The following is a 26,465-nucleotide window of genomic DNA, read 5'->3' on the forward strand; positions in this document are numbered from 1 at the left end:
CGATGACGATGAGCGAACACACCACCACCCCCGCGTACAGCGGCCCGATCGTCCGGATCCGCAACCTCAGGAAGTGCTTCGGCGAGGTTGAAGTGCTCCGCGACGTGGACATGGACGTGCAGAAGGGCGAGGTTGTGGTCATTCTCGGGCCGAGCGGCTCGGGCAAGTCGACGATGCTTCGCTGCGTGAACCGGCTCGAGGAGCCCACCGGCGGGGAGATCTGGCTCGAGGACATCAAGGTGAACGACCCCAAGACGAACATCAACGAGGTGCGCGAGCGCATCGGCATGGTGTTCCAGCAGTTCAACTTGTTCCCGCACCTCACGGCCAAAGACAACGTGATGCTGGCGCAGCGCAAGGTTCTCAACCGCTCAAAGCACGAGGCCGAGCGCATCGCGCTCGAGCAACTCGAGCGCGTGGGCCTTGGCGACCGCGTGGACTACTTCCCGGCGCAGCTTTCCGGCGGCCAGCAGCAGCGCGTGGCGATCGCCCGCGCGCTTGCGATGGACCCGCACGTGATGCTCTTCGACGAGGTCACTTCGGCACTCGACCCGGAGCTCGTGCGCGGCGTGCTCGACGTCATGAAGGAACTCGCCAAGGCTGGCATGACGATGCTCGTGGTCACCCACGAGATGGGCTTTGCCCGCGATGTGGCGAGCCGCGCCGTGTTCATGGACGGCGGCGTGATCGTGGAGGAGGGCACTCCCTCCGAGGTGTTCGACCATCCGCGGAACGAGCGCACGAAGGACTTCCTCGGCCACATCTCATAAGTGTGGTGTCGCGTGGCCGAACGGGAATACTCCCTGCATCAGCGGTGGTCCGTGAGGCAGGGGAGGCCCCCATGGGCGCGTGCAAGTGGTGTGGCGCGGAGAACGTCGAGAACGTTGTAACGTGCGCGAACTGCGGTCAGTCACTCGGTGCTGGGGAGGAACCCGATACCTTTGATGCCGAGGCGTCTGGCAGCGCGGCGAGCGCGCAGGTCGACGAGCAGACTGCGGCCGGCATGGCCGATGCAGGTCCGCCGCCCGTAGCAGCCGTCCCGCCGGCACCCGAGTCGCCGCCGCCGGTCACACCAGTCCCGGTCGCGCCCGCAGCGCCGCAGGCTCCCGTTGTTGCGGCGCCCGTCCCTATGGCCGCGCCACAGTACGCCCCGCCGCCGCAGCAACCGGCCTACGCCCCGCCGCCGCAGCAACCGGCGTACGCCCCGCCGCAGCAGTACGCGGCACCCCCACAGCAGTACCCGCCCCCGCAGCAGTACGGCTACACTCAGCCGCCGACGCAGCCGCCCAAGTCCGGCCTCGGCAACGCCATCGCCGTGACGATCCTGTGCTGCTTGCCGCTCGGCATCGTGTCGATCGTGTACGCCACGCAGGTGGACAAGAAGTGGGCGATGGGCGACTACGCCGGTTCACAGCAGGCCGCCAAGAAGGCCAACATGTGGGCGTCCATCGCGGCGGCCGTGGGCATCGTCTGGATCATCGTGTCCGGCATCATCGGGTATACGACCGCCGAAACGAACACCACCACCACGCCCTACTACTACACCTACTAGCAGGAGCGCGATGAGCCAACCGGCACCCACCACACCGGGCGCGGCGGAACGCGCCCGGGCGCTGCTGTTCCTCGGCATCGCCGTGGGCGCGGTGGTGGCGATTCTCGTACCGGCGGTGGGAAGGCTCGTTCCCGAGTGCGCGTTGCGCACGCTGACCGGCCTCTACTGCCCCGGGTGCGGCACCCGTCGCGCGATGCTCGCGCTCGTGCAGGGCGATCTGGTCACCGCGCTCCGGCAGAACGCGTTCGCGGTCGTGGCGGTCGGACCGGTGCTCGTGGGCATCGTGCGCGACGCACTCGAGGCGTTCGGCGTGCGCCTGTGGCCGCGCCTGCGCTGGCCACCCGCGCTCGTGTGGGCGTTCGGCATCGGGGTGCTCGTGTTCTGGGTCGCGCGCAATCTGCCCTTTGCGCCGTTCACGTACCTGGCGCCGTTCTAGCGCGGCATGGAGATTCCGCGGAGATACCCGCTCCAGGGGTGCCTCATCGGCGGCGGCGCGGGTATGTTCATAGTGTCCGGACTCTACTAAGGAGGCCACGGTATGCAGATGATCGTGAAGGGCCGCCGCATGGACGTTACCCCTGCTATCCGGGAGTACGCCGAGGAGAAGATCGGGCGCGTCACGAAGATTCTGAACAGTCAGCTCATGAGCGCAGAAGTAGAGCTCTACACCGAGCGCAACAAGTCTATAGAGAAGGGTCAGGTCGCCGAAGTAACGGTCTACACCAAGGGGCACGTGATCCGGGCCAAGGAGGCGGCATCGGATCTCTTCGCCGCCATCGACCTGGTAAGTGAGAAGCTCGAGAGCCAGGTGCGCAGGTACAAGGACAAGACCGTGGACCGGCACACCAAGGGCGTGTCGGCGGCCGCGATTGCGCCCGCTCCCGCACCGGAAGAGCTTGACGAGCCGGCCATCGTGAAGACCAAGACGCTTGCCACCAAGCCGATGAGCACCGATGAGGCGATTCTGCAGATGGAACTCCTGGGCCACGACTTCTTCGTCTTCCGATCCGAGGACACGGAAGGGACCAACGTTCTGTACCGCCGCAACGACGGCGACTACGGGCTCATCACATCAGCGTGACAGCCCCCTTGAGGGGCGAGGCGAGAGGCGCGGGCCAGAGCCCGCGCCTTCTCCATTTCCGGCCTGTTACCAGCGGAAAGTTGATGCATCCTTAACCAAGGGTCGGTTGACAGCGTCCATTGGACGCACATATTGTGATGTGAGCTTCACCAGTTGCGCACATTCACTCCAGTCGTAGTCGTGGTGGCAGCTGATGCTAGGAGAACGAATGGAGCACGTCGTTTCGAGCGCCCTTATTGGCGAGATCGAAGAGGCGCTCGGCCAAGTGTCCGAGATTCGTGCAGTGCGCGTGGTCACGTCGTCCGACGGGTTCATAGACGAGATCCACGTTCTCGCGCTGCCCTCCAAGGCGCCCAAGCAGCTGGTGCGCGATATCGAGTCCACTCTCATGGCTGCCTTTGGCATCGCCATCGACCACAAGAAGATCTCCATCGCCCAGCTGGGGCAGGAGTCCGTGCCTATCACCACAGAGTCCGCCAAGCTCAAGGCACGGGCGCAGATCAAGAACATCAACGTTGAGGTAGCGGGCGTCTACGTGAACATCTCGGTGGCGCTCGAGCTCGAGGGCGAGCTGTTCGTGGGCCGCGCTACCGGGCCGGCGAGCCGTACCGGGCGGGAGCGCCTGGTGGCCGAAGCCACGCTCGATGCCATCGCGCAGTACCTGCAGGGCGCGTTCACCTTCGCGCTCGAAGATGTGGAGATCATCCGCCTGGGTAGGGAGAGCATCGCCTGCGCGTGCGTGGTGCTCGTGACCTCGCTGGGCGAGCAGGCGTTTGCGGGCTCCGCGCTCGTGCGCCAGAATGACAAAGATTCCATCGTCCGAGCCACGCTCGATGCCATTAACCGGCGGCTCGGCTTCTTGACAACCCCATAGATGATCCCAGTTTGGGCCAACGCCGTGGCAATCCGTTGGAACACTGTCAGCAACCTACTGAGCGGAGCGGACAGGGTTCTTCCGTCACTAGCGGGATGGGAGAAGACACCACCTAGACAGGGGGTCTTCTCACATGAAGCGTATCGCCTTTTTGCTCGCCTCGCTTGCTGCTCTCGTCATGGGCGGCGGCGCTGTTTGGAAGTGGTAAGTGCTTTACCCATCGGCGTTGGCCCAAGTACGTCGTGTGGTGGATCAACATGATTCCCACACGAATGAGACTATATGTTTGGGCGATCGTGCTGCTGGCTGGCGGCGTGGCGGCTCTTGTTGTACCCACGCATCCTGTGACTGACTGGCGGCCGCTGCTTGTCCTTGGTGGCGTTGTTCTCGCATTGAGCAGTGTGGCGGCCGAGCTTCCGTTCGCCACTTCCATATCCATGGCCTATGCGGCCCTTTTCGCCGCACTCGTCTACTCAGGTCCAGTTGGTGCAGGCTTCGTTGGGTGTCTGTGCGCATTCTCACTGCAGGAGGTGCGCGAGCATAAGCCGGCGCTACTGATCATTGGCAATGGTGCGCAGATTGCTCTCGCGTGCATGATTGCTGGTCTCGTCTACGAGAGTATCGGGGGTCATCTGCTCCAACTAGGCCCGCCGGCGGACGTGACTGTCGGCAGCGGCCTGCTGGCGCCTCTTGCGGCAACCACGGTCTTCTTCGCGTGTAATCTCGTGCTTGTTGGCGTGGGGGTCGCCCTCAAGACAGGCATGAGCGCGAAGATGACTATCAGGGCTCTTGAACCTGCCGCCTATTGGGTTAGTCTCGTCGTCCTCGCACTGCTCGGCTACGTCATGGCGCACCTGATGAGTCTATCCTCGTGGCTAGGCGTTCTGCTCTTGGTGCTACCCTTCCTGGCCGCTCGGCGAACGTTCCGCGTGTACGTTGAATTGTCCGAGGCGTACGCCTCAACGGTGCGTTCTCTGGTGACGGCAATCGAGGCCAAAGACCCCTACACGCGGGGTCACTCGGAACGCGTCGCGGTCTACACGCGTAGGCTCGGGGATCACCTTGGTCTGCCACGAGCACAGCTGGATCTGCTCGAGCGCGCGGCCCTGCTCCACGACGTAGGGAAGATCGGCATCGAGCTGGACACGCTGAGCTCCCCGATGCAACTCAGCGCCGAGGAGGTCCGGCTCATTCGACGGCACCCTGTGCTGGGCAGTGAGCTTGTCAGTGATGTCGAGTTCCTCGCAGACATCGTGCCCGTCATCCGGCATCACCACGAGCGTTACGACGGGGCCGGGTACCCTGATGGGTTGGCTGGCGTGGACATTCCGCTACTTGCTCGAGTGATGGCCGTCGCGGACTCCTATGACGCGATGACGTCGAATCGGGCCTATCGCCCAGCGATGACACAAGAGCAGGCGATCGTCGAGATTGAGCGGGTTGCGGGCACGCAACTCGACCGCAACATGGCTCTGCAGTTCACTTCGATGCTCGCCGACGGTCAGGAAGTGGGGATGCCGCATGAGGCGTGATCCCAACCCCCTGCATGCCTCAAGAACCCCACGCCAGCTCTGGTATCTCACCGCGCTGATCGGCCTTGGATTCCTTGCGATCGCGGCCATCTGGCCTGGTCGTGATATGGGGTTTGACCCCGCTCTCGCCGCGGGTCTCGCCGCCGCGTTCTTCGCCACCCGACTCCTCACTATTCGGCTCCCGCAGGGTGACGACGTCTATGTGACGCTGGTGGTCGGACTGGTCGCCCTGGCGGTAGCGGACATCACTGTAGCGGTGGCTGCATCCGCGCTGGCCGGAGTCGTTGAGTCGATTGCGCGGTTCTCGCAATCATCGAGACCGGCGGCCGTCTCGCGCGCTCTAGATGCGACACGCGCTACTGCCGTACTAGCCCTGATGGCGCCCTGGCAGCTGGTACTCCATCGATCTCTGAGCGCGACAGCTCACGACGATACCCTGATCATGTGGCTGCTGGTGGCTGGGATGATGTACTCGGGGCTGGACATCCTCACGATGGCGGTCCAGCAGCGCATCGCAGGCGGTCTGCCGGTGATCCAGGGCATCGCAACGCTGCAGCGCCCCCTGGCGACGATGTACCTCGTGCACCTAGCGATGGCGGCAGTAGCGGTGCGCCTCTATGCCGAGTCGGCTTCGTGGGCTTTCCCTATTGCTCTGCTGCTCACGCTGATTCTGCAGAACAGCTTCAACCTGTATCTGCGGATCCGCAGAGGCTACGCCGACACGATCGGTGCGCTCGCGCATGCGGCGGAGTTGGATCGACCGCATGACTCCGGACACGCCCGGCGTGTTGCGGACCTTGCGGTCGCGGTCGGTCGCCGGATGGGGCTGTCGAGCCGGGAGTTGGAGCGCATCGGTTACGCTGCGTTGCTTCACGACATCGGCCGGATGGGCGATGTGGGCGATGACATGAGCGGAGTTCATGCACACCGAGGGGCCGAGATCGTGACTTCGATCCCGTTTCTTGAAGATGTGGCACCGCTGATTGAGCGTCCATGCGAGGACGACGCTGCACGCCAACCCGTCGGTGCCGAGATCGTCCGAGTATGTTCTCACTACGATCGACTTCGAGCGAATGTCGGTGCCCAGCAGGCGCTCGACGAGCTGATCGAGGAGTCCGGCGGCCTGAGCGGCCGCGTGCTGGAGATTCTCAATGACGTTGTCCGAAACCCGCACGCGAGGGTCGGTGCGGTTCGGTGATCATGGCCGAGATCATCATCGTGGGTCTGGCTCTGTCCCTCGCCGCGGGTGGCTCCCTCAAGAACCTCGCGCAGGAGCCGCTGAAGGGTGAGTGGGCGCTGCTCCTGCTTCTCCCGGCACAGCTGCTCTGGCCCGGAGTGTCTGCTCGTCTGGGCCTTGAGTGCGCCTTGAGCATCATCATCTGGCTGCTCATGATGGCGAGTCTCGCTGCAGTGCTGATGTTGAACGCCCCGCGCCGCTGGATGCTTGGCTTTGCCGCGCTCGGGATTGCAGCCAACATCCTCGTGATCGGCCTCAATCAGGCGATGCCTGTGGACATCCGGGCGGCCTCGGAGATTGGTGCCACCCGGGTGGCCTCGCGCGAAGCCCTCGCGAACGACTGCCTGCACGAAGAGATGACGGAGGACACGGCGCTCCTGCTTCTCGCCGATGTGATAGCCGTGCCGGGACCTCCCTGGCAGCGAGGCGTGCTAAGCGTCGGTGATCTTCTGCTTGCGCTGGGACTTGGAGGCTGGGTGTTCGCCGCCTGCAAGGGTGGTCGCGTCCAAGTTGTCTAGCGTGACGCGTCCTATTCGGGTTGACTGTTGCGCTGCTGCTAATCATGCGGTGAAATAGCGCATAGCCTCTCGGGGTCTCCAGAGCCAGTTCTTAGGGGGGAACAATGGCAGGGGTGGAGGCCGTCTCGCGCGGTATTCCGAATTTCGGTCCGGTCGTCAAGCGCAAGCACATTCTGAATGCCGCTCGGCTCGGCTGCCCGGCGCTCACGGTTGTGTGCGCGCCACCCGGGTATGGCAAGAGCGTCCTAGCAGCACAGCTTGCGGGAGAGTCGCGCGCGGATTCTGCGCTGTGGGTGCCACTGTACGACCTGGACATGCGCACGGACGAATGGCTAGGACGCGTCGCGGAGGCACTGGTTCCCGGCGCCGGGACATCCAGTACGGCGGCTGAGGCTCTTCCGCAATTCAGTCCAGACGTCGCCCACGGCGACGTCATGCTGCGCATCCGGAACGGGCTCTCATGTCACACCGGTCGCGTAATTGACATAGTGCTCGACGGTGCGAACCGTGTGGAGGAGCTACGCTCACTGCAGGGCCTTGCGGACCTGCTTCGTAGGTGCACCTCGCAGGCGAGCAGGGTGTTAATCACATGCAGGGCTATCGCCGATGACACACGCGTGTCCAGCCCGTCTCTTCTGTGGCTGATTGGCCACGATGAATTGCGGTTCGATTCTTCTGAGGTTGTTGAGTTAATCATGCTCGCAGGCGAGGGCGTGATTGCCGAGTCTCGGGCGCTTCAGCTCATGGATCGTTTCTCCGGCCATCCTGCCCTAACATCGCTAATGGCTAGGCACGGACGCATCGACGATGCGGTCGATCCACCGCAGGACCTCGTATGGTACACACGCAGGCTTGTCGCGGAGTGTGACGTCAGTACTCTGCAAGACGCGTACTGTGCCGCGCTGCTTCACGAGGGCCCGGCTTCGGAGTTGAACAGCTGTGTGGAGCAGGCAGGGTTTGGAGGATGTGACTGGTTTGCCCTGCAAGATCTGGCGCCACTACTGAAGGCGGTTGTGGATGTTGACGGTAGCCCCGTGGACTTCAGGATTCACGCGGTCTTGCGCGAGGCGATTCTGTTTGAGGCGGCTCGTCGATTGGATTCGCTTGACTGTGCATCGCTTAGGGCGTCTGCGTTAGCGCGCATGACCCATACCAGGGACTACTCGCGAGTTGCCGGTACCTTATGGGCAGCTTGTACCGGTGACGAGGCATCGGAGTGGTGCGAGAACCACGGCATGAGTCTGCTGCATCAGTGTGGATCGTCCACGGTGGAACGATGTCTCCGGAAGATCCCTCCGATGACACTGTCCTCGAGTGCGCGGCTACTGCTCCTCAGGTCGGCCACGATGCGGGAGCAAGAGCGCAGAGACGAGGCGCTGATGCATGCGAAGCTTGCACAGCGTATCGCGGAGGCTGATGCGGATTTCGAGACACAGGCCCGAGCGTTGCTCTTCGAGGTGCGCCTGGCAATCGACTATGCTGATCTGCCGATGGCCGGGGCGGCTCTCAACGAGCTGAGTGGGCCACTTCGCGCGAACCTGAGCGCCTCGGCTGACTGTCTGTTCCTGGCTTATGCGTCGCTACTCCACGCGCAGTCAGCAGACTGTGTCGAGTCAGGCGAGACCCTGAATCAAGCGATCATGTCCCTCAATGCACTCCCGGAGACCACGCATGAGGCAGTCTGGGCGGTCAACTGCATCGCCGGAGTGGCAGGACTGCTTCATGGGCGATGGGACGAGGCCAACCTCCTGTTTCTAAAGGCCTGTCGTTGGTCAGGCATCAGTCCACTTCAAGTCCTGCAGCTGCGTGCGAACGGTGCTGTAGCCCACATGGAGTTGGGTTCGCTGTGCGAAGCTGAATCACTTCTGCGTGGCGTACTGGCGGACGCTCGAGACGCGGGTCTCTCGCTGCTCGGCGCGTACGCGCTTGGAACGCTCGCCGGGGTTCGTTGGCCTTCGGACTCGCGGGAGTCCGCATCCTTGTGGGCTGACTGTCAGCGCGCGATGCGAGATCATGGTGATCTTGTTGGGGAGTCGATGGAGCACATACTTCAGTCGATGCTCTGTCGCGCGGCCCACTCCGGTGAGCAGGCGTTGGCCCACGCCGAGAGTGCGATGGCGCAAGTGCAGGAGGTGGGTGAGTCCGCACGCCTCCTCCGTCTTTCAGCCGAAATCGAGATTGCAGCGTCGATGCTTGCGCTGGGTGACCGTTGGGGTGCACGGCGTGTCTCCTCCCGGGCTGCCGAGGAACTCCAAGGAACGCAGGCGAATGCGCACCTCCTCTGCATCCACATGATCCTAGCGGAGCTTGACCGCTTGGAGGGCAAACACGAGTCCGCGACGGCCGGCTTACAGCACTTTGCAGAATACGTCTCCACCGGCTCCGCCAACTGGCGGTTGGCGATGTATGTGCGTGCATTCCCGGGTCTCCTCGGGGTGCTTGTTCGGGCCTTCAGCCCTGGGAACCTGCCGCTTCGCATGCTGCGACTCGTTCCTGAGGAGGTGATCGATACCGCGTGCGCTTGCGCCGCTGGCAGCATCGGCCCGGAGGACAGGCAGGTGTTGCTCGCTCGATCGCGGGGCACCGAGGACCCGGCTCGCGCGCAGACAGCATCTCCCCCGACGTGTACGGTTCGCTTCTTCGGCGGATTTGAAGTGACCGTGGACGGGCATGTCGTCGAGGACTCGCATTGGCGCAAGCGCAAGGTGCGCCTGCTGTTCGCGATGCTTGCGGCCGGTCGGGGGCAGGAGCTCCCGAGAGATGTCATCCTCGAGCGGCTGTGGCCGGGAATGGAGGAAGACCGCGCGCGTCGCAACTTCTACGTCACATGGAGCGCGATGAAGCGCGCACTGAGCAGTGAATCCTCCGCCGACATCACGGGCCGCTACGCACTTTGCTCGAGCGGGGTGTGTCGCGTTACCCGCGCCGTCAGGAGCGACCTCGACGCGTTTTGCGAGGCGATCGAGGTTCTCCGTGCGGCCAACGCTCGCGAGGACATCACCGGCGTCCTGGTTGCGGCGCGACGTCTCGTTGGCGTCTACACGGGTGATTTCCTGCCGGGTGATGTCTACGAGGAGTGGTTCACGGATGTACGTGAGCAGGCGAAGCATGAATTCTGCGATGCGATGTTGGTGGCCGCAGAAGGCGCCGAGGCTACAGGAAACACCTCGGAGGCGCTTGCGTTCTTGAGGAAGGCGGGAGTTGTCGACCCGTGGCGCGAGGACATCTACCAGAGGACTATGCGGTGTCAGATTGGCGCGGGACAACGCAGCCGGGCCATAGAGACCTACATGGCGTGCCGAGGGAGGCTCGTCGATGACCTGGGAATCGATCCCTCCACGGAAACAACGAGGCTCTACGAGGCGGTTCTGGCTATGGACTCGGAGACTCGCGAGATCGCACCCGGCGTTTAGATTCAGTTAACGTCCAGCTAAGAAGGCCGCGCTAGGCTGTGCCTGCAGCGGTTCGGAAGACCGCCGAAAGGTCCAGGTGCGTAGCCAGCGAGCGGAGCGGTGAGGAGTCGGGAGACCTCCTGAGGGGCACAGCTGTGCGAGCGAGCGCGCAGGTCTTTGGGGCTGACTGCGGGGCCGGGGGTCACCAGACCCTCGGCCTCCTGCCTAAGCGACACGCCCAACCCTTGGCACCCTGCGTGCTACAATCTCTTGGCTTTTGTCCACGCTCACTACACCCCCTGAGGAGCATCGTTTCTCATGGCTAATCTGTTCACCAAGCTGCTCACCGCCGGTGAGGGCAAGCAGTTCCGCGAGTACGACGTCATCGTCGGCCAGATCAACGCGTTCGAGCCGTCCATCGTGCCGCTCACTGATGAAGAACTCCGCGGCAAGACCGACGAGTTCCGCAATCGGGTTTCAAGCGGCGCCACGCTCGACGAGCTTCTCCCCGAGGCCTTCGCGGTCGTGCGTGAGGCCGCCAAGCGCTCCCTCGGCATGCGCCACTTCGACGTGCAGATGATCGGCGGCATCGTGCTGCACCGCGGCAATATCGCGGAGATGCGCACCGGCGAGGGCAAGACGCTGGTGGCCACGCTGCCGGTGTACCTGAACGCGCTCGCCGGCAACGGCGTGCATGTGGTCACCGTGAACGACTACCTCGCCAAGCGCGACAGCGAGTGGATGGGCCGCGTGTACCGCTTCCTCGGCCTTGAGGTGGGCATCATCCAAAGCGGCATGGACCCCAAGGCCCGCAAGCCCGCCTACGCGGCGGACGTCACGTACGGCACCAACAGCGAGTTCGGCTTCGACTACCTGCGCGACAACATGGTCACGCGTCCCGAGCTGCGTGTGCAGCGCGGCCACCACTACGCGATCGTGGACGAGGTGGACTCGATCCTGATCGACGAGGCGCGGACCCCGCTCATCATCTCCGGCGCCGGCACGCGCTCGGCGGACACCTACAAGTCGTTCGCCAAGATCGCGCCGCGTCTCAAGATCGAGGAGGACTTCGAGCTCGACGAGGCCAAGCGCACCGTGGCTCCCACCGAGACCGGTGTGGCACGCGTGGAGCAGCTCCTCGGCATCGAGGACCTCTACGCCGACCCGAGTGGGCAGATGGTGAACCACCTCCAGCAGGCGCTGAAGGCCCAGCACCTCTTCAAGCGCGACGTGGAGTACGTGGTCAAAGACGGCGAAGTGCTCATCGTGGATGAGTTCACCGGCCGCATCATGTACGGCCGCCGCTGGTCAGACGGCCTGCACCAGGCCGTGGAGGCCAAGGAGCACGTGCACGTGCGCGAGGAGAACCAGACGCTCGCCACCATCACGCTGCAGAACTTCTTCCGCCTCTACGACAAGCTCGCCGGCATGACCGGTACGGCCGTGACCGAAGACGCGGAGTTCCGCGAGATCTACAACCTCCCCGTGGTGGTGATCCCGCCCAACCGCCCGATGGTCCGCGACGACCGCAACGACCTCATCTACCGCAGCGTGGACGCCAAGTTCGACGCGGTGTCAGGCGAGATCTCCGAGCGCCACGACCAGGGGCAGCCGTGCCTGGTGGGCACCATCTCGATCGAGAACTCGGAGCGGCTAGCAAATGCGCTCAAGCGTCGCGGCATCCCGCACGCGGTCTTGAACGCCAAGTTCCACGAGATGGAAGCGCATATCATCGCGCAGGCGGGCCGCAAGGGCGCCGTCACCATCGCCACCAACATGGCCGGCCGCGGCACCGACATCATCCTCGGCGGCAACCCCGAGTTCCTCGCCGATGAGCTGCTCCGCGAGCGTGGCGTGCAGCCCGAGGAGGCCACCGAGGAGCAGAAGGCCTCGGCACTCGAAGACGCCAAGGTCACCTGCGCGGCCGAGCACATCGAGGTCGTGGACGCGGGCGGGCTTGCGGTCATCGGCACCGAGCGGCACGACTCGCGCCGCATCGACAACCAGCTTCGCGGCCGTTCCGGGCGCCAGGGCGACCCCGGGCTCTCCCAGTTCTACCTCTCGCTCGAAGACGACCTGATGCGTCTCTTCGGCGGCGGCAGGATGGACCGCATCAGCACCTTCATGTCCAAAAGCGACATCCCGGACGACATGCCCATACAGGCGGGCATGGTCTCCAAGGCGATCGAGAGCGCGCAGCGGCAGGTGGAGGCGCAGAACTTCGCCTCCCGCAAGTACGTGCTCGAGTACGACGACGTGATGAACAAGCAGCGCCAGGTGATCTACGCCGAGCGCAACGAGATCCTCGACGGCAAGGACATCCGCGGCCGTGTGGAGGAGATGATCGAGGAGACCGTGGCGTCCATCGCCGCGGAGTTCTGCCCGGAGAAGACCTACTCGGAGGAGTGGGACTGGAGCGGGCTTGCCGAGGCACTCGTCGAGGTCATCGGTCTGCCCCTCGTGGACGACGAGGCCCGCAAGGCCGACAGCCCGTATGAGCTCGGCGATATCCTCTCGGCGAAGATCCTCGCCGCCTACGAGGCGAAAGAGGCCACCCTCGGCAGCGAGCAGCTGCGCGCGCTCGAGCGCCACGTGATGCTGCGCGTGATCGACGCGCGGTGGATGAACCACCTGCTCGAGATGGACTACCTGCGCGACGGCATCGGCCTGCGCGCCATCGGCCAGCGCGACCCGCTCATCGAGTACAAGGGCGAGGCCTACGAGATGTTCAAGTTCCTCGTGGGTGAGATTGGCCGCGACTTCCTGCGCACGATCATGCACATCCAGCTCGCCAAGGCGCCCGAGCCCGTGCCCGAGACGGCCGAGGTGAGCCAGGTCACCTACTCGGCGCCCTCCGAGCAGAGCATCTTCGGCGGCGCGCGTCAGCAGGCTGCGAGCAACGAGTCGGCCATGGCGCAGGTGGGCGGGGGAGCGAGCGAGGCGATGGCCAAGGCCGCCGCCGCAGGCGCCGCGCGCCCGGCCACGCCCGGCGGAGCGACCGTGGTGAAGGACAAGGAAGACCCCTACGCCAACGTGGGCCGCAACGAGCCCTGCCCGTGCGGCAGCGGCAAGAAGTACAAGCACTGCCACGGGGCGAACTAGCCTGAAGTCCGCGCGAGAGCCGCGCGACGGGGTAGACACTGAGCAGGGTGTCCATGATCGTTCACGGGGGAGGGCTTCCATGCACAGTATCGGGTTCCGTCGTCGGTTCGCTCTTGTTGTAGTCATATGCATGGCGGTCGCCTGCTTGGCGCCTGTCAGTTCGGTAGCGGCAGCGACTACGTGGGTCACCACGAAGCTCACCGACAATGCGCGGGAGGATGACGCCCCGAAGGTCTCTGGCGATCGCGTGGTGTGGATGGGCTACGACGGCACGGATAATGAGATCTTCACCTGGAAGTTCGGTGACGCGAGCCCCACACAGCTCACCAGCAACTCCGTGGAGGACTTCAGCCCTGAGATCTCCGGCGACCGGGTGGTCTGGTTTGGAGACGACGGCTCGGACTACGAGATCTACACCTGGAAGGTCGGCGAGGCGGCTCCGAAGGCGCTCACCGACAACAGCGTCGAAGACAGGAAGCCGCGCATCTCTGGCGACCGCGTGGCTTGGGCTCAGTGGGCCGGGGGTGCCGACTATCACGCCTTCACCTGGAAGGTCGGCGACGCGGATCCCACGCAGATCTCGAGCGAGCCGATCGATGCGGACTCTGTCCGGGTCTCCGGCAACCGCGTGGTCTGGATGGCGCCGGAGGCCACGGGCAACGTGATATGGCTGTGGACTGCGGGTGACCTGAGCCCTATCGCTTTCTCCGGTATTCCGGCGGACAGCGTCGAGGCCCCTGAGATCTCCGGAGACCGTGTCGTCTGGCATGCCCCGGATGGGGATGGCAACTATCAGGTCTTCACACGGAAAGTAGGAGACCCCGCTCCCACGCAACTCACGAACGATGATGCGCATGCCTGGGGTCCACAGGTCTCGGGCGACCGCGTCGTCTGGCTCGGCGAAGACGCCACGGATGTCGAGGTCTTCACCTGGACACCCGCTGGTGGCGTCGTGCAGATCACCAACAACGACGTGGAAGACCGCGAATGCCGGGTCTCGGGCGACCGTGTTGTATGGGCGACCGGCGGCGGGTCCGTCTACGAGATCGCCACGTGGAAGGCCGGCGACGCCGCTCCCACGATGGTCTCAAGCACCGGCAAGGCGAACAGCGAGCCTGATGTCTCGGGCGACCGCATCGCCTGGCGCTGTTACGACGGTTCGGACTACGAGATCTACGCGGCGACCCCCACTCCCGTGGCCCTAGCGCCCGTCTACCGCTTCTACAACTTCACCAACAACACGCACTTCTTCACCTCGTCGCTCGACGAGGCGAACTCGGTCATCGTGAACTATCCGAAGGTGTTCCGGTACGAGGGCATCTGCTACTACACGAACCCCGCCAACAACACGCAGCCCCTCTACCGCTTCTACAACCGTGTGAGCGCGAGCCACTTCTACACCGCCTCGGCCGAGGAGGCGGCTCACATCATCGCCACCTGGCCGCACATCTTCACGCTCGACGGCCAGACCTACGCGGTGAACCCGGCGCCGGTCCCCAACAGCGTGCCGGTCTACCGGTTCTTCAACCTCACGAATGGCTCCCACTTCTACACCGCAAGCGCCGAAGAAGCCGACATGGTGATCGCCACCTGGCCCACCATCTACCGCTTCGAGGGCCCGGCCTTCTGGCTCGGGCAGTAGGACCGGTTCGGAGCAACTGCGGGGCGTCTCTTCGGAGGCGCCCCGCTTGCGTGTGAGAGCGCTCATGGGAGTAGACTGAGCATCAGGCAGCGGACGGCAGGGGGTCGCCCGCACGGTGTCGAGGGGGCATCCATGGCTCGCAGCGGGTTGAGGACTCACGATGGGCTCGTTCGGCTGTCGCGTCTGCTTGTGGTCGCCGCGCTGATGGCGGTGATGGTGCCAGTGGGGGTACCGGTCGCGAGCGCCCAGCCGCTGACCGCGGAAACGTACTGGGTGGACGCGATCAACGGCCTAAACACGAACCCGGGGACAGAGGTATTGCCGTTCGCGACGATTACGTACGCCGCATCGGTATCTGATGCGCTCGACACGATCATGGTCGAGCCGGGCACCTACAACGGGGCGATCAACGAGGTCTTTCCGATCAGCTTGAACGGACAATCGCTCAAGAGCACCGGTGGGGCCACCGTCACCACGATCCAGGGCAACGGAAGCCAGCAGCTTCTCTCCATTCTGGCGTGGGACGACGGCGATAGCCTCGAAGGCTTCACGATTCAGGACGGCGGCATTCCCGGCATCGCGGCTGTGGGCGTGAACCTGTCTACACCGACCGACGCCCTCACCGCACCGACGATCACGGGCTGCACCTTCTTGAGCAACGATGGTGGTACGCTCGGTGGAGCGCTGAACGTGATTGTGGGCATGAACGCGGACGTCACGGTCTTCCAGAACACGTTCACCAACAACTCGGCCAGCTCCGGCGGAGCCATCAGGGCCACCGCGTACGGAAATCTGTACCTAGCGGAGAACGACTTCTTCAACAACACCGCAACGCAGGGAGGCGCGCTCAACCTGTACACCGGCAGTGGCGGTTACGTGGTCGTCGAGCACAACCTTCTGCAGGGCAACACCGCACCAACCGGCAGCGGCGGGGCCATCTACTGGCAGGGTGGCACATCCACTGCGCACCTGCTGCGCGGCAACACGATCTACAACAACGTCGCCGTGCACGGTGCTGGGATGTACCTCTATTGGGTCACCTTGGACGTCGAAGCGAACGAGTGCTCGGGCAACGCCGCCAGTGCATTCAGCGGCTTCGCGTATCTCGAACATTCCATCGTTTCCGCCAAGAGCAACTACCTCGTGCAGAACTCCTCTACCTTTGGCGGCTCCGTCTGGACGGTCGACCCGAGTTCGACACTCACCGAGCTGAACGACACGGTCGTGGGCAACTTCGGGAGTTCGTACGCCACCCTGGCGGACGCCGTGTCCACGCTGACCGTGACGAACTGCATCTACTGGAATACCGACACGCCTGTTGAGATGGCGCATGCGGACAACCTTGCGTACTCGTGCTCCTCCGATGCCCGCACGACGCTGACGGGGGCCGGGAGCACGGTCGGCCTCGGCATGGTGTACGCCGACCCGCTCCTCAACAGCGCGAATCTGCCTGCGCTGCTCGACACCTCGCCGTGCATCGACGCCGGCAGCTGGTTCGACCGAGCTGCATACGACTTCTTCGGCACGTCGATTCCGCAAGATGGTGACGGCGATCGTGTGGCGTGGGCCGACATCGGCTGCTACGAAGCGCCCGGCGTACCGCTGCCCACCGTCTACCCTGTCTACCGCTTCTACAACTTCACCAACAACACGCACTTCTTCACGCCGTCGCTCGACGAGGCGAACTCGGTGATCGTCAACTACCCGAAGGTCTTCCGCTACGAGGGCATCGCCTACTACACCAACCCGCTCAACAACACGCAGCCCCTCTACCGCTTCTACAACCGCGCAAGTGGGAGCCACTTCTACACGGCCTCTGCCGAGGAGGCTGCGCACATCATCGCCACCTGGCCGCACATCTTCGCCCTTGACGGCCAGACCTACGCGGTGAACCCGGCGCCCGTGCTCTACAGCTATGCCGTGTTCCGCTTCTACAACAAGACAAACGGCAGTCACTTCTACACCGCCAGCGCCGAAGAGGCGTACATCGTGAACACCAACTGGCCCCACATATACACCGACGAGGGCCCGGCTTTCTGGATCGGGCAGTAGGACCGGTTCGGAGCAACTGCGGGGCGTCTCTTCGGAGGCGCCCCGCTTGCGTGTGAGAGTGCTCATGGGAGTAGACTGAGCATCAGGCAGCGGACGGCAGAGAGCCGCTCGCACGGTGTCGAGGGAGAGATCCTATGAGCGCCCAGCGTCGGCTCACGTTCGTCGTCCTACTCGGAGCGCTGCTGATCTTTGCCCTGGGGGCATCGTCCGCGTTCGGGGCGGTGGTGCTCGCGGACAGCTACTCCGAGACCAATCTCAGTGCCGTTATGGCCGTCAGCGATTTTAACTATCCGCAGTTGGGGCAGTCGTTCACCGCAATCGCCGGAACCCTTGATTCCGCGGCGTTCCCGCTCTCGGGGACCGATGCATCATCAGGGAACGCCTATGCCCTCCTGTACGCGCATTCGGAGACGTTTGGGACTACGGGCGTGCCGTCCGGGCCGCCTCTTGCCACGTCCTCGCCGGTGGATGTGACAACAATCCCCACGGCGGGAGGCTATCACCTGATCACCTTTGATTTTGACAACACGGTCCTGCTGGCCGCGGGAGAGAAGTACATGATCGCTCTTCAGTACTCGGGAAGCGCGACTGACCGCTTGTGGTGCGGAATCGACAACACTACTCCGACCCATCCGGGCAACTTTGCGTACATTCAAGGAGGTATCTGGCAGCCCGTGTCGTCGTACGACGCGCCTTTCTACGTGTATCAGACGCCGCCGGCGCCGGTGCCCGTCTACCGCTTCTTCAACCGCACGAACGGCACGCACTTCTACACCGACTCGGCGGCGGAGCGCGACATGGTGAACGCCACCTGGCCGCACATCTTCACCGACGAGGGTCCGACCTACTACACGTACCCGGCGAACAACTCCACGCAGCTCACCCGCCTGTACAACATGGTGGCCGGCAGCCACTTCTACACCGCGGACGCCGCCGAGGCGGCAAACGCCCTGGCCACCTGGCCGAACGTGTTCCGTCTTGATGGGGCGACCTACAAAGTGAACCCCGCGCCGGTTGCCAACAGCCTCCCGGTCTACCGCTTCTTCAACGTGGTCAACGGCAGTCACTTCTACACCTCCTCCGAGACCGAGAAGGCGCACGTACTGGCCACATGGCCGCACATCTACACTCTCGAGGGCCCGGCGTTCTGGATCGGGCTGTAGTGCTACAATCCGTCTGCCCGGGGCGCCTTCCCGGCGCTCCCGGACACGGACGGAACCTCCTGTGATCGAAGATCGCAACGCGGACATCCAGGTGCTACGCGAGCGCGTAGCGCACATCGCCGAGTACCTGCATCTCGATGAAAAGCGCACCGAGCTCGCCGCGCTCGAGGAGCGCACCACGGCGCCCGCCTTCTGGGACGATCAATCGCAGGCGCAGCAGGTGATGGCGCAAGCCTCCGGCCTCCGGGACGAGATCGAGGGTTACGAGTCGCTCGTCGACGCGCTCGACGAGATCGAAGTCGCCAACGAGCTTGCGGTGGCCGAGGCCGACGAGGAACTCGGCGCCGAGACGGTCGCAGGTCTGAAGGACCTCACGCGTGCCACCAACAACCTCGAGCTCGCGACCTGGTTCACCGGCGAGTTCGACCATGGCGACGCGCTTGTCACCATCCTGCCCGGCCAGGGCGGCCTCGAGGCCCAGGACTGGGCCGAGATGCTCATGAAGATGCTCGTCAAGTACGCCGGCAACCGGAAGTGGAAGGTCGACGTGCACGACGCGCCGGCCGGTGTGGAACTCGGCATCGACCGTGCCGTGTTCACCATCCACGGCCGCAATGCGTACGGCATGCTCACCTCGGAAAACGGCGTGCATCGCCTGGTGCGCATCAGCCCCACCGACGAGAAGAAGCGCCGCCAGACCACCTTCGCGCGCGTGGAGATCCTGCCCGTGCTTCCCGACAGTGTGGTCCTCGAGATCCGCGACGAGGACATCCGCGTCGATGTGTACCGTTCAAGCGGCCCCGGTGGCCAGAGCGTGAACACCACCGACTCGGCGGTTCGCATAACGCACATGCCGAGCGGTCTCGTGGTCACCTGCCAGAACGAGAAGAGCCAGCTCAAGAACAAAGAAACGGCGATGAAGATCCTGCGCTCGCGCCTCTACGAGCTCGAGGAGGCCAAGCGCCTCGCCGAGCTCGATGCGCTCAAGGGCGAACGCCAGGAGATCTCTTTCGGCAGCCAAATCCGCAACTACGTGCTGTACCCGTACCAGATGGTGAAGGACGTGCGTACGGGCGTCGAGACGGGCGACGTGAACGGCGTACTCGATGGTGACCTGGACGAGTTCGTCATCGGCTATCATCGCTGGAGGGTCTCCGAGGAGCAGGGCGCGCTGGCAGGGTCCTAACGACGCGCGAGGGAGGCGGGGACGTGGCGAAAGAAGCGAAGCGCGGACTCGCGATGGTGAACCCGTCTGCCGTGCTCAAGAGCCGGCGCGTGCGCGACTACGCACTCATGACCCTCGGCATCCTCATCGTTGCATGGGGCCTCAACGCGTTCCTCATCCCCAACAAGCTGGCCGCCGGTGGCGTGTCGGGCCTGGCCACGGTCTTCTACTACCTGTTCCAGGACAGGTTCGGCGTGACGGTGCCCATCGGACTGCAAATGCTCGTCATGAACGGCATCCTGCTCGTCATCGGCATCCGCGCCAAGGGCTGGCGCTATGGCGCCCGGACCGTGTACGGCATGGTGCTGCTGTCGCTTGCGGTGGACCTGCTCGCTCCGTTCGTGCCACATCTGGCTGCGCACGACCAGTTGCTCGCGGTGCTCTATGGCGGTGCAGTCACTGGCGTGGGCATGGGACTCGTCTTCAAGGCGCGTGGCAACACCGGCGGCACCGACATCGTGGCGCAGCTGCTGGTGGAGAAGGTCAACCTCGGCGTCGGGCAGCTCATGCTGCTTGCCGATGCCGTGGTGACCTTGGTGGCGGCGCTCGTCCTCGGCCCGGACCTGGCGCTCTACGGCGCGGTCGCCGTGTTCATCATGGGCGCCGTGATCGATGTGGTGCAGGAGGGCCTGTCGGTCGAGAAGGCGGCCTTCATCATTTGCGACGAGCCCGGCCGAGTGGCCGACGCAGTCATGCATCAGCTCGGCAGGGGCGCGACCGGCATCATGGCGCGCGGACTCTACTCCTCCGACCCGCGCGAGATGGTCTTCACCGTGGTCTCACGGCGCGAGATCGACGCGCTCAAGGCGCTCGTTCATGCTGTGGATCCAAAGGCGTTCGTGGTGATCGCCAACGTGCACGAGGCACTCGGCGAAGGATTCAAAGAGATAGGGGCGGGGCTATGACGCATGCGGCACTGGTGGCGTCCATCGCGGCGCACGCGGCGCAGATGCGCTACGACATCATCGAGATGATCGCCGAGGCCGGCAGCGGCCACCCGGGCGGGTCGCTCTCGGCGGCCGATATCGTGGCCACCCTGTACTGGGGCGTCATGCGTCACAACCCTGCCTCGCCCGACTGGCCCGAGCGCGACCGCTTCGTGCTCTCCAAGGGTCACGCCGCGCCGGTGCTCTACGCCGCCCTCGCCGGCGCCGGCTACTTCGGCCGCGACCACCTGAAGACGCTCCGCAAGCTCGGCAGCATGCTGCAGGGGCACCCTGACGCACGCAAGTGCACCGGCATCGAGGTCTCCACCGGCTCGCTCGGACAGGGGCTGGCGATCGCAAACGGCATGGCGCTCGCGCTCCGGATGGATGGCAACCCGGCGCGCGTGTTTTGCCTCCTCGGCGACGGCGAGCTGCAGGAAGGCGAGGTGTGGGAGGCCGCGATGTTCGCGCCGCACCACGGTCTCGACCACGTGGTGGCCGTCGTGGACCACAACGGGCTGCAGATCGACGGCGCATGCACCGACGTGATGTGCCTCGGCGAGGTGGCCGAGAAGCTCCACGCCTTCGGCTGGGAGGTCCGCGAGTGCGACGGACACGACGTCGAGGCGCTGCTTGAGGCGCTCTCCGAGCCGCCGATGACCGAAGGCGTGCCGGTCGCCATCGTGGCGTACACGGTGAAGGGGAAGGGCGTGTCGTTCATGGAGGGCGATGCCGGCTGGCACGGCAAGTCACCCAACGCCGAGCAGACCGCCACCGCGCTCGAGGAACTCGGCGCGGTGCGGGGACAGGCGGCAGGGGCGCTCGAGGCCGCCGTCGGGTCGCTCCTGACCGACGAGTCGCCGTCCGAAGGGGGGTCGTAAGTGAGCGAGAAGCGCGCAACGCGCGAAGCGCTCGGCGAGACCCTCGTCGAGCTTGTGGCCGAAGGCGTGGATGTGGTCGCGGTGGATGCGGACCTTTCCGGCTCCACCACTACCGCCAAGCTCGCCAAGGCCCACCCGGACCGCTTCTTCAATGTGGGCATCGCCGAGCAGAACATGATCGGCACAGCCGCCGGGCTGGCGGTCGAGGGCAAGATCCCGTTCACCGGCAGCTTCGCGGTCTTCGCCACCGGCCGCGCGTACGATCAAGTGCGCAACACCGTGTGTTACGGCGGGCTCAACGTGAAGCTCGCGCCCACGCACGCGGGAATCACCGTCGGTCCCGACGGCGGCAGCCACCAGATGCTCGAGGACATCGCGCTCATGCGCGTGCTCCCGGACATGCGTGTGCTCGTCCCGGCCGATTACGTGGCGGCCAAGGCCGCCATCCGTCTCGCCGCGGCCACGCCGGGCCCGTTCTACATCCGCCTGGGCAGGGCCGCCGTACCGGTCATCTACGACGAGGAGTACCGTTTCGAGCTAGGTGCGGCGCGCGTACTCCGCGAGGGCGTGCATGTCACGCTCGCCGCATGCGGCGTGATGGTCGAGCAGGCGCTCGCGGCTGCCGAGGAACTCGAACTCGAAGGCATCCATGCCGAGGTGCTCGACATCGCCACGATCAAGCCGCTGCCAGCCGAAGCCATCGCTGCCTCGGCGCGTAAGACCGGTGCGGTCGTGACCTGCGAGGAGCATTCGATCATCGGCGGACTGGGTTCTGCTGTCGCCGAGGCGCTCGGCGAGCTCGCGCCCGTGCCGCTGGTGCGTGTGGGCGTGAGGGACGTCTTCGGGACCTCCGGCGAGCCGGCCGAGCTGATGGCGCACTTCGGCCTCACGGGCGCCGACATCGCAGCAGCTGCGAGGGAGTTGCTCTCGCGTCGGAAGTAGGCCGCCCCGAAACGGCACGTCGCGTGCTTCTCCAGATGCGGCCCGTGCGTGCGCGGCGAATTCGGAAGACGTGTGGATTTGGTGACGGACGGGGTCAGCGGGCGTCCGAACGGGCGCGTTCTGCTAGACTATCGCGGGAATCGTCGCATGGATATGGAGCACCCCTATGATCTCAATGCGGAACGTCAGCAAGATCTACGTTCCGAACAAACCCCCCGCGCTCGACGACTGTACCGTCGAGATCGAACAGGGAGAGTTCGTGTTCCTCGTCGGGCCGTCCGGCTCCGGCAAGTCCACCTTCATCCGCCTCCTGCTGCGTGAGCTCTTGCCCACGCGCGGCCAGATCGTCGTGGCCGGTCAGGACCTCACCAAGATGAAGGGCTGGAAGGTTCCGTACCTGCGCCGCAACATCGGCTGCGTGTTCCAGGACTTCAAACTCCTGCCGAACAAGACCACCTACGAGAACATCGCGTTCGCACTCGAGGTCATCGGTCGCAGCAAGCACGTCGTGCGCACGCAGGTGCCCGAGGTGTTGCGGCTCGTGGGTCTTGAGGACAAGCTGGAGAGTTACCCCGACGAGCTCTCCGGTGGCGAGCAGCAGCGCGTCTCGATCGCGCGTGCGTTCGTGAACCGCCCGCCGCTACTGCTGGCCGACGAGCCCACCGGCAACCTCGACCCGGCAACGTCGCTCGGGATCATGAGCCTGCTCAACCGCATCAACAAGACCGGCACCACCGTGCTGGTGGCCACGCACGACCGCGAGATGGTCGACTCCATGCGCAAGCGCGTCATCGCGCTCGAGAATGGCAAAGTCGTCCGTGACCAGGACCGAGGTGTCTACGGCTATGGCGATTAACTTCGGCTACTTCGCCAAGGAGTCATTCACCAGTTTCAAGCGCAACTGGGTGATGAGTCTTGGCGCCATCATCACGATCTACCTCTCGCTGCTGCTGGTTGGCGTGTCCGTCGGTTCGGGATTCCTGCTCACCCAGGTGGTCCAGTCGGTGGAGGAGAAGGTCTCCGTCCGCATCTACTTGAAGGACGGCGCGGATCCGGCCACGGTGGACGCGCTGCAGCAGGAGATCATCGGCAACGCCGAGGTCTCGACGGTTACCTACACGTCGAAGGAGCAGGCGCTCGAGGATTTCAAGACCACGATGGTTCAGGACAGCCCTGAGATCGTGGAGCAGCTCGAGGGCAATCCGCTGCCGGCGTCGCTCGACGTGGACCTCAAGGATCCCCGCAACGTCATGGTCGTCGTCGATGCCATCAAGGCGAGCCCGAACTTCACCGCGGTGGCCGACCGTCCGGACGATCCGGAGAAGTCGCTCAAGTACGGCCAGCAGATCGTCAACCAGCTCTTCACGTTCACTCGCATGCTGCGCTACGTGAGCATCGTGTTCGTGGCTCTCCTGGGCGTGATCAGCCTCATCTTCATCAACAACGCCATCCGCCTCGCGATCTACGCACGCCGCAAGGAGATCGGCATCATGCGTCTCGTGGGCGCGTCGAACTGGTTCATCCGGACACCGTTCCTGATGGAGGGTGTCATCCAGAGCCTTATCGGCGCGCTGCTTGCCATCGGTTCGCTGAGCTTCGTCTGGCTGTACGTTCTGCCGAAGCTCAAGGAGTCGCTCTCGTTCCTCCCCCTCACGCTCTCTGGCGCGGCCGCGACGCAGGTCTCGCTGATCCTCGTCATCTCCGGCATCGTCATCGGCCTCATCGGTTCCGGTCTTGCGATGCGGCGTTACCTGAAGGTCTGACCCATGAAGACACTGCTCAAGATCGCGGCCGCTCTCGTGGCCGTGCTCATCATCGCCGTCAGCGCCTTCGGCGTGGGCGTCTGGTTCGAGCGGGCCATCGGCAGTGGCCCGGTGGCGTCGACCGATTCGGCCGACCTCGAGGACGCGGTGAACGAGGTCGCGGGCATCATCGAGCGCGATGCGCTGGCACCCTCGAGCGAGGCGTCGATGACCGCCGGCGCGATCGGCGGGATGCTCGAGTCGCTCGAGGACTCGCACGCGGCGTACTTCGATGCGAAGCACTACGAGTACTTCAACGAGCAGACCGACGGCACGTTCTACGGCATCGGCGTCACGATCGCCAACGAAGGCGACGACCTGGTCATCCAGTCGGTGATCGAGGGCACTCCCGCAGAGGCGGCCGGGCTGCTTGCCGACGATGTCATCGTCGAGATCGACGGAGAGACGTCCAAGCGCTGGGACACCGATGAGGCCGTGCTGCGCATCCGCGGCGAGGCCGGCACGCACGTGACCCTCGGCATCCGCCGCAACGGGGCCGAGGAGCTAAGAGACTTCACGATCACGCGCGCCAAGATCGAGGTGCCCAACATCGAGACCGAGCTGCTCGAGGACAATGTGGGCTACATCCGCCTCTACAGCTTCACCGAGGTCGCGGACGACGACCTGCGCGATGCGATCGCCACGCTGGCCGATCAGGGCGCCAAGGGCTACGTTCTCGACCTGCGTGACAATCCGGGCGGGCTTCTCACCTCCTCGGTCGACGTCGCGTCGCTGTTCATCGAAGACGGCGTCATCGTGCGGGTTGAGGATCGCGAGGGCACCATCGAAGAGCATCGGGCCAGCGGGAGCGTCGCCACCGACGCGCCGCTCGTGGTGCTCATCAACGGCAATTCGGCCTCGGCGAGCGAGATCGTCGGCGGGGCGCTGCAGGACCACGGTCGCGCGAAGCTCGTAGGCGAGCGGAGCTTCGGTAAGGGAAGCGTCCAGCAGATCGAGGAACTGTCGTTCGGCGGTGCCATCAAGCTCACCATCGCTCACTACGTCACGCCGAAGAATCGGGTGATCGACAAGATCGGTCTCACGCCCGACGTTGAGGTCGAGATGGAGCCCGAGCTGCAGGCCGACAAGGCCACCGACACGCAGCTCCAGCGGGCCGTGGAGGAACTCCAGAAGCAGCTCTAGGAGCGCCACTCGACGGCCATGCTCAACCGTTCGTCATCTCGGCACGCCGCCTGTCGGGACATTCCCATCAGGCGTGCGAATTCGGCCATCCGCGGTATACAGTCTTTCTCAAGTCCATACTGAGGCGCGTTCTACGGGGGGTCGCGCAGGAGAGGGGGGTGTATGCGTAAGCGTACATTGGCTCTGCTGGTTGCTGGTGTGCTGATACTGGGGTTGGTTCCCATGAGCGCAGCGGCAGGGCCGACCTACACGGTCGGGGAGGCGTTTCCGGTCGCTGTAGGCCATGAAGGTCAGATTCTACCGGACATCGACTATCCATGGATCGTCTGGAAAGACGGACGGGTCTGTCCATGCACCATCTACGCGTACAACTTCGTGACGGGCGAAGAGCGCCAGATCAGTGATCCCACCGAGGAAGACGATGCGACCAACCCGAGCATCTCGGGCGACTGGGTCGTCTGGCACCAGGAGCTGTCCGGTGCCTCATCCATCTGGGCGTACAACCTCACCACCGAACAGCGAATCAAGATCGCTGACGGCGAAGTGGACGGCGACTGCTACGGCAATCCGGCAATCGACGGCACCACGGTCGTCTTCCGCTTTGATCTCGATGGCGGCATCTACTCCGTCGATCTCGCCGACGCCGACCCTGAAGCTGGGATGTGGCAGGTGAGTCCGGACGACGGCGACTACCGCTACGGCCCGGAGGTCGGCGACGGCTGGGTGGTCTGCAAGGCGTCTCGAGATGGCGGGTATGACATCGAAGCCTACAAGGTCGAGGCTGACGCCGTGGTCGACACCGTGGTTGTCGCGCACGACATCGATACCGGCGACAATGTCTACTGGGATTACGACGGCCCGTCGACGGACGCAGGCATGCTCACGTACAACAAGTACGGGTCCTGGGATTGGGAATCGGACGGTCTGCCGGAGACCGGTGACGCCATCATGCTCTACGACCTCGCCACCGACGCCGTGGCGCAGATCTCCGCAGTGGATGCCAACGATAGCGGCCGGGAGCATCCGGTTATCAACGACGGCCTGGTGAGCTGGCACGACTACCGCACCACCTCGGGTTACGCTGCGGTCTACTGCTGGGACGCGGTCAACGGCGAGCGTCTGTTGAGGGACGGCGTCGACTACTACGACAGAGGTGGCCGCACGACCACGGCTGACGGTATCGTCGCCTGGCACGACCACCGCGAGGGTGACGGCGACGACAGTAGTTCCGACCTCTACGCGATGTTTGTCGACTCCCTACCGCCGAGCGCTGTGAGCGACGCCTACGGCACCACGGTCGGAAAGCCGCTGAGCGTGGCAGCGCCCGGCGTACTCGCCAACGACACGGATTCCGACGGCGACACACTCACCGCCGAGCTCGTGACCGGCGTCGCCAACGGC

General features: G+C 64.6%; 21 protein-coding genes. All 21 read left to right on the top strand.

Annotated elements, in window-relative coordinates; translation table 11 throughout:
- The first annotated feature begins 8 nt into the window (after positions 1-8).
- Positions 9-770 carry an amino acid ABC transporter ATP-binding protein gene (locus Q7W51_07215; protein MDO8848158.1) on the top strand — a complete coding sequence of 254 codons (762 nt, stop codon included), beginning with the start codon at positions 9-11 and terminating at the stop codon, positions 768-770.
- Between the two features lie 71 nt (positions 771-841).
- Entirely contained in the window at positions 842-1,552 is a 711-nt protein-coding gene (locus tag Q7W51_07220) for a CD225/dispanin family protein (protein MDO8848159.1), read from the top strand.
- A 10-nt stretch (positions 1,553-1,562) separates the two neighbouring features.
- Positions 1,563-1,988, top strand: coding sequence for a DUF2752 domain-containing protein (locus Q7W51_07225; protein MDO8848160.1), 426 nt, complete (start codon positions 1,563-1,565; stop codon positions 1,986-1,988).
- 102 nt (positions 1,989-2,090) lie between these two features.
- Positions 2,091-2,633 (top strand): ribosome-associated translation inhibitor RaiA, encoded by a 543-nt coding sequence (raiA, locus tag Q7W51_07230; GenBank protein MDO8848161.1) that lies wholly within the window; start codon positions 2,091-2,093, stop codon positions 2,631-2,633.
- Between the two features lie 208 nt (positions 2,634-2,841).
- Positions 2,842-3,507, top strand: a complete 666-nt coding sequence (locus Q7W51_07235) for a hypothetical protein (GenBank protein MDO8848162.1) — start codon at positions 2,842-2,844, stop codon at positions 3,505-3,507.
- A 296-nt stretch (positions 3,508-3,803) separates the two neighbouring features.
- Complete coding sequence (locus Q7W51_07240; GenBank protein MDO8848163.1) at positions 3,804-5,039, top strand: HD-GYP domain-containing protein; 1,236 nt, start codon at positions 3,804-3,806, stop codon at positions 5,037-5,039.
- Positions 5,029-6,237, top strand: a complete 1,209-nt coding sequence (locus Q7W51_07245; GenBank protein ID MDO8848164.1) for an HDIG domain-containing protein — start codon at positions 5,029-5,031, stop codon at positions 6,235-6,237. The genes Q7W51_07240 and Q7W51_07245 overlap by 11 nt, the downstream gene beginning before the upstream one ends.
- 2 nt (positions 6,238-6,239) lie before the next feature.
- On the top strand, positions 6,240-6,794 hold the full coding sequence (locus tag Q7W51_07250; protein ID MDO8848165.1) for a DUF5317 family protein: 555 nt from the start codon (positions 6,240-6,242) through the stop codon (positions 6,792-6,794).
- A gap of 104 nt (positions 6,795-6,898) precedes the next feature.
- A complete protein-coding gene (locus tag Q7W51_07255; GenBank protein MDO8848166.1) occupies positions 6,899-10,207 on the top strand; it encodes a BTAD domain-containing putative transcriptional regulator in 3,309 nt (1,102 codons plus the stop codon).
- Between the two features lie 297 nt (positions 10,208-10,504).
- The gene (gene secA, locus Q7W51_07260; protein MDO8848167.1) at positions 10,505-13,288 is read left to right on the top strand and encodes a preprotein translocase subunit SecA; all 2,784 of its coding nucleotides are present in this window, start codon (positions 10,505-10,507) and stop codon (positions 13,286-13,288) included.
- A gap of 145 nt (positions 13,289-13,433) precedes the next feature.
- A complete protein-coding gene (locus Q7W51_07265) occupies positions 13,434-14,930 on the top strand; it encodes a hypothetical protein (protein MDO8848168.1) in 1,497 nt (498 codons plus the stop codon).
- Between the two features lie 132 nt (positions 14,931-15,062).
- Entirely contained in the window at positions 15,063-16,982 is a 1,920-nt protein-coding gene (locus Q7W51_07270) for a DUF1565 domain-containing protein (protein MDO8848169.1), read from the top strand.
- Between the two features lie 134 nt (positions 16,983-17,116).
- Positions 17,117-18,145: a hypothetical protein gene (locus Q7W51_07275; protein MDO8848170.1), complete on the top strand. Its 1,029-nt coding sequence runs from the start codon at positions 17,117-17,119 to the stop codon at positions 18,143-18,145.
- A gap of 64 nt (positions 18,146-18,209) precedes the next feature.
- The gene (gene prfB, locus Q7W51_07280) at positions 18,210-19,331 is read left to right on the top strand and encodes a peptide chain release factor 2 (GenBank protein MDO8848171.1); all 1,122 of its coding nucleotides are present in this window, start codon (positions 18,210-18,212) and stop codon (positions 19,329-19,331) included.
- 23 nt (positions 19,332-19,354) lie between these two features.
- A complete protein-coding gene (locus tag Q7W51_07285; GenBank protein ID MDO8848172.1) occupies positions 19,355-20,275 on the top strand; it encodes a YitT family protein in 921 nt (306 codons plus the stop codon).
- On the top strand, positions 20,272-21,177 hold the full coding sequence (locus Q7W51_07290; GenBank protein ID MDO8848173.1) for a transketolase: 906 nt from the start codon (positions 20,272-20,274) through the stop codon (positions 21,175-21,177). The genes Q7W51_07285 and Q7W51_07290 overlap by 4 nt, the downstream gene beginning before the upstream one ends.
- The gene (locus Q7W51_07295) at positions 21,178-22,119 is read left to right on the top strand and encodes a transketolase C-terminal domain-containing protein (GenBank protein ID MDO8848174.1); all 942 of its coding nucleotides are present in this window, start codon (positions 21,178-21,180) and stop codon (positions 22,117-22,119) included.
- 166 nt (positions 22,120-22,285) lie between these two features.
- A complete protein-coding gene (gene ftsE, locus Q7W51_07300) occupies positions 22,286-22,975 on the top strand; it encodes a cell division ATP-binding protein FtsE (GenBank protein ID MDO8848175.1) in 690 nt (229 codons plus the stop codon).
- Positions 22,965-23,882: a permease-like cell division protein FtsX gene (gene ftsX, locus Q7W51_07305; GenBank protein MDO8848176.1), complete on the top strand. Its 918-nt coding sequence runs from the start codon at positions 22,965-22,967 to the stop codon at positions 23,880-23,882. The genes ftsE and ftsX overlap by 11 nt, the downstream gene beginning before the upstream one ends.
- Positions 23,883-23,885: 3 nt before the next feature.
- The gene (locus Q7W51_07310) at positions 23,886-25,064 is read left to right on the top strand and encodes a S41 family peptidase (GenBank protein ID MDO8848177.1); all 1,179 of its coding nucleotides are present in this window, start codon (positions 23,886-23,888) and stop codon (positions 25,062-25,064) included.
- Between the two features lie 162 nt (positions 25,065-25,226).
- Positions 25,227-26,465 (top strand): hypothetical protein (locus Q7W51_07315; protein ID MDO8848178.1); only part of this gene is annotated, 1,239 nt, incomplete at its 3' end.

The organism is Coriobacteriia bacterium (genome assembly GCA_030652115.1).
Classification (GTDB): domain Bacteria; phylum Actinomycetota; class Coriobacteriia; order Anaerosomatales; family Anaerosomataceae; genus UBA6100.